Source organism: Elstera sp. (genome assembly GCF_044372965.1).
In the GTDB taxonomy this organism is placed as follows: domain Bacteria; phylum Pseudomonadota; class Alphaproteobacteria; order Elsterales; family Elsteraceae; genus Elstera.
In genome coordinates, this window is the sequence record NZ_JBILQX010000179.1 from 1 (window position 1) to 7318 (window position 7318).

The window sequence follows — 7318 nt, forward strand, 5'->3', positions numbered from 1 at the left end:
ACAATGCTTCTTCCGCCGATATGCAGAACCCGGTTTTGCTGGCGGCCTTGCGGGGGGAAATGGATGCCGGGCGGGTGGCAGCCTTAGGGGCGTCGGTCTATGGGCCGGAGGATGCCGCCGCCGTTATTGCCACACCGGGCTTCAAAAGCGTTCAGATCGCCTTTTCGGTGCTCGACCAGCGTTGCCGGGCGGTTTTCGCGCAAGCCGAAGCCGCCGGGGTCGGTCTCGTTGTCCGCTCGGCCTTGCTCAAGGGCGCGCTCACATCCCGCGCGCGCTTTCTGCCGCCCGCCCTGGCCCCGCTCGCCGAGGCCGCCGATCAAGTTCGGACACTGGCAAACTGCCCCTGGGAGGAGCTTCCAACCCTGGCATTACGCTATGTTCTTTCCATCGGGGCCCCAGTTTCGGTCGTTCTGACGGGGGCACAGTCCCAGGCCGAATTGAGCGATGCTCTCGCGGCGCTTGCCCTCGGGCCGCTGCCAGCCGAGCTGATGGAGAGGCTCGACGGCTGCGGGCTGACCGATGACGCTTTGCTGAACCCTGCCCGCTGGCCCGCGCTCACCTAAAATGTATCACCTGCATTGGACAGGTCAGCCTCGCGTGCTAGCTTATTGGCAGACTTAGGTTAACTGTCCCGTTCTGGGCCGAGGATCGACCATGACCGAGCTTGCACTCTTGGGCGGCAGCCCCACCATTTCCACCCCGTTCAAGCCGTTCCGCACGATGGGCGCGGGCGAGGTGGCCGCCGTTCAAGCCGTGGTGGAAAGTGATTGCCTATCGGGCTTTTACGGAAGCTGGGGCGATGAATTTCTCGGCGGCCCGAAGATCAAGGAATTCGAAGCGGCCTGGGCGAAAGCCTTTGCGGTTAAGCACTGCGTTTCGGTTAATTCCGCCACCTCGGGCCTCTATGCTGCGCTGGGGGCGGTCGGAATTTCGCCCGGCGACGAGGTGATCGTTCCGCCTTACACGATGTCGGCTTCGGCCGTTGGCCCGCTGGTCTACGGCGGCATTCCCGTGTTTGCCGATATCGAGCCGGAAACCTTCGGTCTCGATATCGCCTCGGTCGAAGCCAATATTACGGAAAAGACCAAAGCCATCGTGGTGGTGAACCTCTTCGGCCACCCGGCGAACCTGCACGCCATGCGCGCCCTCGCCGATAAGCACGGGCTTATTCTGATCGAAGATAATGCCCAAGGGCCTTTCGCCACCGAAAACGGCAAGTTTGCGGGCACGATCGGCCATATCGGTGTGTTTAGCCTCAACTACCATAAGCACATCCACACCGGCGAAGGCGGCATGTGCGTGACCGAGGATGATCGGCTCGCCCTGCGCATGCAGATGATCCGCAATCACGCCGAAAACATCGTCGAGCCCACCCAGCACGATGATCTCGCCAATATGATCGGCTTTAACTACCGCATGACCGAACTCTCGGCGGCGGTTGGCATTGTTCAGCTTGAACGCGCCGAGGAATTGATCGGTAAGCGCGTCCATATCGCCCATCGGCTAACCGAAGGCACGAAAGACCTGGAAGGTTTTACGCCGCCGGTCGAGCGCCCGGGCTCCCGCCACGTCTATTACGTCTGGACGCCGAAGATCGACCCCGCAGTCATCGGGGTTCCCCGTGACGTCCTAGTGAAGGCGCTTGCCGCCGAAGGCGTGCCGATCTACCAGGGCTATGTGCGCCCGCTCTACCTGCTCCCGGCCTTCCAAAAGCGGATGGCGATGGGCCGCGATCATTTCCCCTTCACGCTCACGAACCGCTCCTATGGGAAGGGCCTGTGCCCCGTGGCGGAAGAGATGCACTTCAGCCGCCTGCTGGCGTTTGAAACCTGCGCGCATGATCTCAGCGAGGCCGACATCGACGCCGTGATCGCGGGCATTCGCAAAGTCCATAGCCAGCGCCATAAGCTTATTCCGCAGGCTGCCGAATAGGATGAGCGAACGGATTATTGCCAGCATCGAAGCCCGCATGGGCTCCTCCCGCCTGCCGGGGAAGGTGCTGATGGATATTCACGGCAAACCCGCCCTGGCGCGGCTGGTGGACCGCCTGCGCGCCTGCCGTACCCTCACCGATATCGTGGTTGCCACCTCCACCGACCCGCGCGACGATGCGATTGCCGAGTGGGCGCAGGCCTATGGCGTCGCTCTGTTTCGCGGCAGTGAAGAGGATGTGCTGGACCGGGTGGCGAAGGCGCAAGCCTCGCTCGCCAGCGATATTGTTGTGGAAATCACCGGCGACTGCCCGCTGCTCGACCCGGAGGTGATCGACCTGGGCGTCGAAAGTTTTCTCGCTAACCCGTGCGATATTCTCACCAACGCGCGGATCGAGAGCTACCCGGCGGGCACCGATGTGCAGGTCTACCGCCTGGCCGCCTTGCAAGATGTGGCGGCCCGGATCAACGATCCTGCCGTGCGCGAGCATGTAACGCTCTATTTCTACGAAAACCCTGAACTCTACCGCTGCATCCACCTGCTCGCCCCCGCCTCCTTACGCTGGCCCGGCCTGCGCTGCCAGTTGGATTATGCCGAAGATCTGGACTTCATCCGCGCCGTCTATGCCGACCTCATGCCTCTGCATGGCCCGCTGTTCGGCTTGCCCGTGCTGATCGATCTGCTGAAGCGCAAGCCGGAATTGGCCGACATCAATATCCATTGCGTCGAGAAAGCCGCGCGATGAGCCTGCGGACGGCGCTGATCGGCTTTGGAAAAATGGCTGATACCTATGCCGAAGATCCGATTATGGCCCGGCATTATCGTTATGCCGCCCATTCGCAAGTTCTAGCGGAGCACCCCGCCTTCACGTGGGACTGCGTGATCGATCCGTCCCCGGATGCGCGGGATCGGGCGAAAGAGCGTTGGGGCATCGCGCAAACTTTCGCCACCGTTACCGAGGCCGCCGCCGCAGGCTATGCGCCCGACTGTTTGGTGATAGCAACGCCGCCTACTTTACGCGCCGCGGCCTTGGAGCCTTTGCCCTCGGTCAAAGCCATTCTGGTCGAAAAGCCACTCGGCCCGTCGTTGGCAGAGGGCGAAGCGCTGATGACGCTGGCCCGCGCGCGGAATGTGATGGTTCAGGCCAATATCTGGCGGCGCGCCGATGAAACCCTGCGGCGGCTCGCGGGCGGGCTGCTGGCCGAAAAGCTTGGGCGCGTGCAAGCGGCAACGCTGATCTACGGTAACGGCCTGCATAACAATGGCTTTCACATGATTGACCTCACCCGAATGCTATTGGGAGAGGTTGTCGCTGTTCAAGCCTTCGGCGGGGCTATCCCCGGCCCGCATCTGCCGCTCCAAGGGGATTTCGATCTGCGGTTTGCCCTGCACCTAATGGGCGGGGAAATCGTACTGGCCCAGCCGGTGGATTTCCGCGCCTACCGAGAGAACGGGTTTGATTTTTGGGGTACCGAAGGCCGCCTGTCGGTCTGGCAAGAGGGGCTCACCTTCGCCCTTGCCCCCCGCCGCGATAATCGCGCCATGCGCGGCGAAAGCGAGATTGCCAGCGACGCGGCGGAGCTTCTGCCAACCACTGTGGGAACCGCCCTCTGGCAGATGTACGATAATTTGGCCGATGCCGTCGCCGGGCGCGCGCCGCTCTGGTCGCCGGGTGAAAGCGCTTTGCAGGTGGAGCGTGTCGTCGCCGCCCTGGAAGCCTCACTCTCGGCGAACGGCGCAAAAATCGAGGTCGCCTATGTCTAGAGTCCTGGTTTTCATTGAAGATCCCGGCGCCGCCAACTACGCACTGCCGCTGTTGCCCCCCCTCGGCGCGACCCTTTGGACGGCCCCAACCCTGCTGCCCTATCTGGAAGCGCGCGGCGTTCGCCCTGCCCAAGTGATCGACGGGCCAACCACCGACCTGCCCGCCGAAACCGAATTGCTGCTGATTGGCACGTCGGAAAATCTGCAAACGGCAGCCCATGATCTCGTGCGTCAAGCCAAAGCGCGCGGCATTCCTTCCGTTGGCATGATTGATTTCCCCGCCAATGCTGCTGCGCGCTTTCGTGGCGAAACGCGCGCCCCGCTCGCCCATGCGCCCGACTGGCTCCTGGTTACGGATGACGGCACCGCCCGGCATTACGAAGAGCTTGGCTTTCCGGCGGATAAGATTGGCCGCGTCGGCCATCCGCATTTCGATACCGTCCTCGCTCTGCGGGAGAAGCTTGAACAAGAGGGCGTCGCCGCTGTTCGCCGCCGCTTGCTCCCGGAAGTACCGGAGGGGCAAAAGCTTGTGGTCTTCCTCTCGGAAATCTCCGGCGGGCTCGACCCGCAGCAATACCGCCGGTCGCCCGAGTATAGTCTCGACGGGCGCGGCGGGCGCGACGACCGCACCGGTATCGTCATCGAAGCCTTTCTCGACGTAAGCGCCGCGCTAAGCCCACGCCCCTACCGGCTGCTGCGCCTACACCCGAAGAACATGCGCGACGAGTTCGGGGCCTTGCTCGACGAGTTCGACGGCATTAGCCAGGCCGGAACACCGCTGGAAATGGTCTTCGCCTGCGATCTCGTCTGTGGGATGACGACGATGCTGCTCTACGAAGCGGCCTTGCTGGGGCGTCCGACCTTAGCGATTCTCCCCCGCGCGGCTGAGGGCGCGTGGTTGCCAACGATTGCTTCGGGCGTTACCCCCGCCGCCATCACGCGCCCCGCCCTCAGCCGCATGCTGCCCGCGCTGCTAAACGCAGGCCAGGGCAATGACTTGCGCCCAGAGGCCTCGCTGCCCCGCGCCCTCGCCTTCCTCCAATCAATAGCGCCTTAGGAGACTGACCGATGAGCGTACCGTCCCGTCGCCTCGATACCGAGCGCCTGTTCGTCGATCCCTACTCGCAGGCCTATGTGACGCCCGCTTATGTAGGCTGGCTGAACGATCCCGAAGTGGTGAAATATAGCGAAAACCGCTATCGCACCTTCACGCTGGAAGGGTGCGTGGACTATGTGGCCTCGTTCGAGGGCTCGTCTAACTACCTCTGGGCGATTGTGCGGAGAGATACGGGCAAGCATATCGGCAATATCAACGCCTATGTAGACTTGCCGAATAAGCTCGCCGATGTTGGCATTATGGTTGGCGAGCGCGCGTGTTGGGGCGGCGGCTACGGGCTTGAGGCCTGGAAAGCTGTATGCTCTTGGTTACTGACCGACGGCGGGATGCGCAAAGTCACGGCGGGCACGCTCGACACGAATATCGGTATGAAGCGCATTATGGAGAAATCTGGAATGATCCCGGATGGTCGCCGCGTGCGCCAGTACCTTAACGCCGGCGCTGAAGTGGACGTAGTGTACGCAGCCCTATTCGCGGCTCCCTAAGGCCGGAACTCGGCCAGCGCTTGCTTGACCTCTTTTAGTACGCTGGCCCAATCCCCCCGCTTCGGTTGACGAAACAGCCGGGCGGAGGGATACCAGGGGCTATCGGTCCGATCAAGCAGCCAGCGCCAATCGGGCACGAACGGCAGTAGAATCCACACGGGCTTGCCCAGCGCCCCCGCGAGATGCGCGACAGATGTATCGACCGTGATGACCAAGTCGAGCGCCTGAATCGCGGCAGCGGTATCCGCGAAATCGGAAAAGCCCGACGTAAGATCGATCACACCCGCCCGCGCCAGGATGCGCTTTGTCTTTTCTGAGGTTCCAACCTGCAGTGAGGACCAATAAACCCCCTTAAGATTCAGCAAACTTAAGAATGTTTCTGGCAAAATTGATCGTTGCCTATCGTTGATGTGACTGGGATTTCCCGCCCAGACCAAACCAACAGAAATTTCAGCCGCTGCCGGGCGCACCAGATGCCGAACCTCATTAGGCACTGCAAGATAACTCTGGGGTGCATAAAGTTTATCAGGGGTCTCGCCCAGAAGCCATGGCAGCGAAGGAATCGCAGCGCGCAGATCAAAGGCTGGCAGCGCGTCACCGCTTGAGATGACCTGTGCATTTGGAAAACTCGCCTGCATCAATCGACACAAACTATTTTGCACCTCAAGTATAACATGATTCCCATTCCCCTCTAGATTTTGTACGTACCGTACGAATTGAATTGTATCACCCTGACCTTGTTCCCAGTAAAGAAGCAAACGTTTTTCTTTAACCGGCTCTCCCAACCAAGCAGGCTGCGCAGCAATTTCAGAATGAATATTAAAGGCTGAGCTTAGTAAGCGGCTCTCATAGTCGCCCCTCGCCCCCGTCCAGTCGCCGGTTAATAGTTTCAACTGCCCACGGTTAAAAGTAAATTCTCCAACATGGGGAGCGAGCGTTACTGCGGTATCAAAAGCGGTCCGTGCGGCCGAGTATTGACCAAGCTCCACAAGCGCGTTTGCGAAAATATTGTAAGGGGGGGCCCAATTAGGCTCTAGCGATATGGCTTTTTCAGCTTCACTCGCTGCACGATCAAATTGTAACTTATAACTAAAAATATCCGCCCTCAACGAATAGTATAATGCTCTGGAAATTAATTTATCTGGAGCGCGATCTAATAGAGACAAAGCCAGCTTGAAATTTTTGGCTTCTATTGCTTCACGTATTTTTGAAATATATTCAGACAATGCTAGTCTCAACTCACATAAGTAAGATGGCTCACATACTGCGAGCCATCCGCGACCTATAGATTTAGCTATATAAATAGGTTCATAATCGAACCCTTGGCTGGCTTATTGAAGCTCGTACGATCGGCCCGAACCTCAACATTCGCCTGAGAAAACTCAAAATTAAGCGAAAGGTTTTTTAAAATACTTTCCTGCCTCTTCTCAAAAGCCTGAATGTCTTTCAAAACAGCCAATTTCTCGACAGAGATCTTCTTATCGATCGTTTTATCGAGATCTTGCATCTTTTTTACAGCTTGCTCTTGCCGGAGCTTAGCAATATCAAAATCTTGCGTTAACTTTTGCCGGAGCAAACCGAGCGTTTCACCGAATCCCCGTGACAAACCTAAATTAACTTCAATCGGGTCTGAACTGGTAGAAACAAAAACCCCAACGGCCTGTTGGCGATCAAGCATAGAAGCATAGCTTGAAAAATCCCCGAGGCCTGAAGGGTTCTTAGACGTTTTAAAAGAGGTTGTCTTATCGTAAAAACCACCTTCATAGTAGCTATTAGGAATAAGAGTCCTCAGGGCGTTATTGAGCTGATCGCGCAAGCTATTGTACTCGGCCTCAGCAGTCGGCGCAACACTGCTGGCAGCGTCGCTTAGTTTTGGCATTATATTGTTTAAAAAATCCGTTACTTTCTTAATATTTGTACGAGATTTCTCTAGGTAACTATCGAAATTTGTCTTCTGAGTTTCCGCAACCTTACGCTGGCGACGCAGATCACCCAACTGCGGCTCAAGCGCCGCGTCCAT

At 58.6% G+C, this 7318-nt stretch carries 8 protein-coding genes; 6 read left to right on the forward strand and 2 right to left on the reverse strand.

Annotation, left to right across the window (positions count from 1 at the left end; all coding sequences use genetic code 11):
- From ACIQ36_RS16755 to ACIQ36_RS16780, 6 genes are all read left to right on the forward strand, one after another.
- On the forward strand, positions 1–563 hold a 563-nt coding region (locus ACIQ36_RS16755; protein WP_395831405.1), incomplete at its 5' end, for an aldo/keto reductase.
- Between the two features lie 91 nt (positions 564–654).
- Positions 655–1932, forward strand: a complete 1278-nt coding sequence (locus ACIQ36_RS16760) for a DegT/DnrJ/EryC1/StrS family aminotransferase (protein WP_395831407.1) — start codon at positions 655–657, stop codon at positions 1930–1932.
- Between the two features lies 1 nt (position 1933).
- The gene (locus ACIQ36_RS16765; RefSeq protein WP_395831409.1) at positions 1934–2677 is read left to right on the forward strand and encodes a cytidylyltransferase domain-containing protein; all 744 of its coding nucleotides are present in this window, start codon (positions 1934–1936) and stop codon (positions 2675–2677) included.
- The gene (locus ACIQ36_RS16770) at positions 2674–3696 is read left to right on the forward strand and encodes a Gfo/Idh/MocA family protein (protein WP_395831411.1); all 1023 of its coding nucleotides are present in this window, start codon (positions 2674–2676) and stop codon (positions 3694–3696) included. Before ACIQ36_RS16765 ends, ACIQ36_RS16770 begins: the two co-directional genes overlap by 4 nt.
- Positions 3689–4753, forward strand: a complete 1065-nt coding sequence (locus tag ACIQ36_RS16775; RefSeq protein ID WP_395831413.1) for a hypothetical protein — start codon at positions 3689–3691, stop codon at positions 4751–4753. The genes ACIQ36_RS16770 and ACIQ36_RS16775 overlap by 8 nt, the downstream gene beginning before the upstream one ends.
- An 11-nt stretch (positions 4754–4764) precedes the next feature.
- Positions 4765–5298, forward strand: coding sequence for a GNAT family N-acetyltransferase (locus ACIQ36_RS16780; protein ID WP_395831415.1), 534 nt, complete (start codon positions 4765–4767; stop codon positions 5296–5298).
- On the opposite strand, the gene ACIQ36_RS16785 is transcribed toward ACIQ36_RS16780, so the two are convergent.
- Both ACIQ36_RS16785 and ACIQ36_RS16790 read right to left on the reverse strand, forming a co-directional pair.
- Positions 5295–6524 carry a tetratricopeptide repeat protein gene (locus ACIQ36_RS16785; RefSeq protein ID WP_395831417.1) on the reverse strand — a complete coding sequence of 410 codons (1230 nt, stop codon included), beginning with the start codon at positions 6522–6524 and terminating at the stop codon, positions 5295–5297. The two genes, ACIQ36_RS16780 and ACIQ36_RS16785, sit on opposite strands and share 4 nt — an antisense overlap.
- Positions 6525–6592: 68 nt before the next feature.
- Positions 6593–7318 (reverse strand): hypothetical protein (locus ACIQ36_RS16790; protein WP_395831419.1); only part of this gene is annotated, 726 nt, incomplete at its 5' end.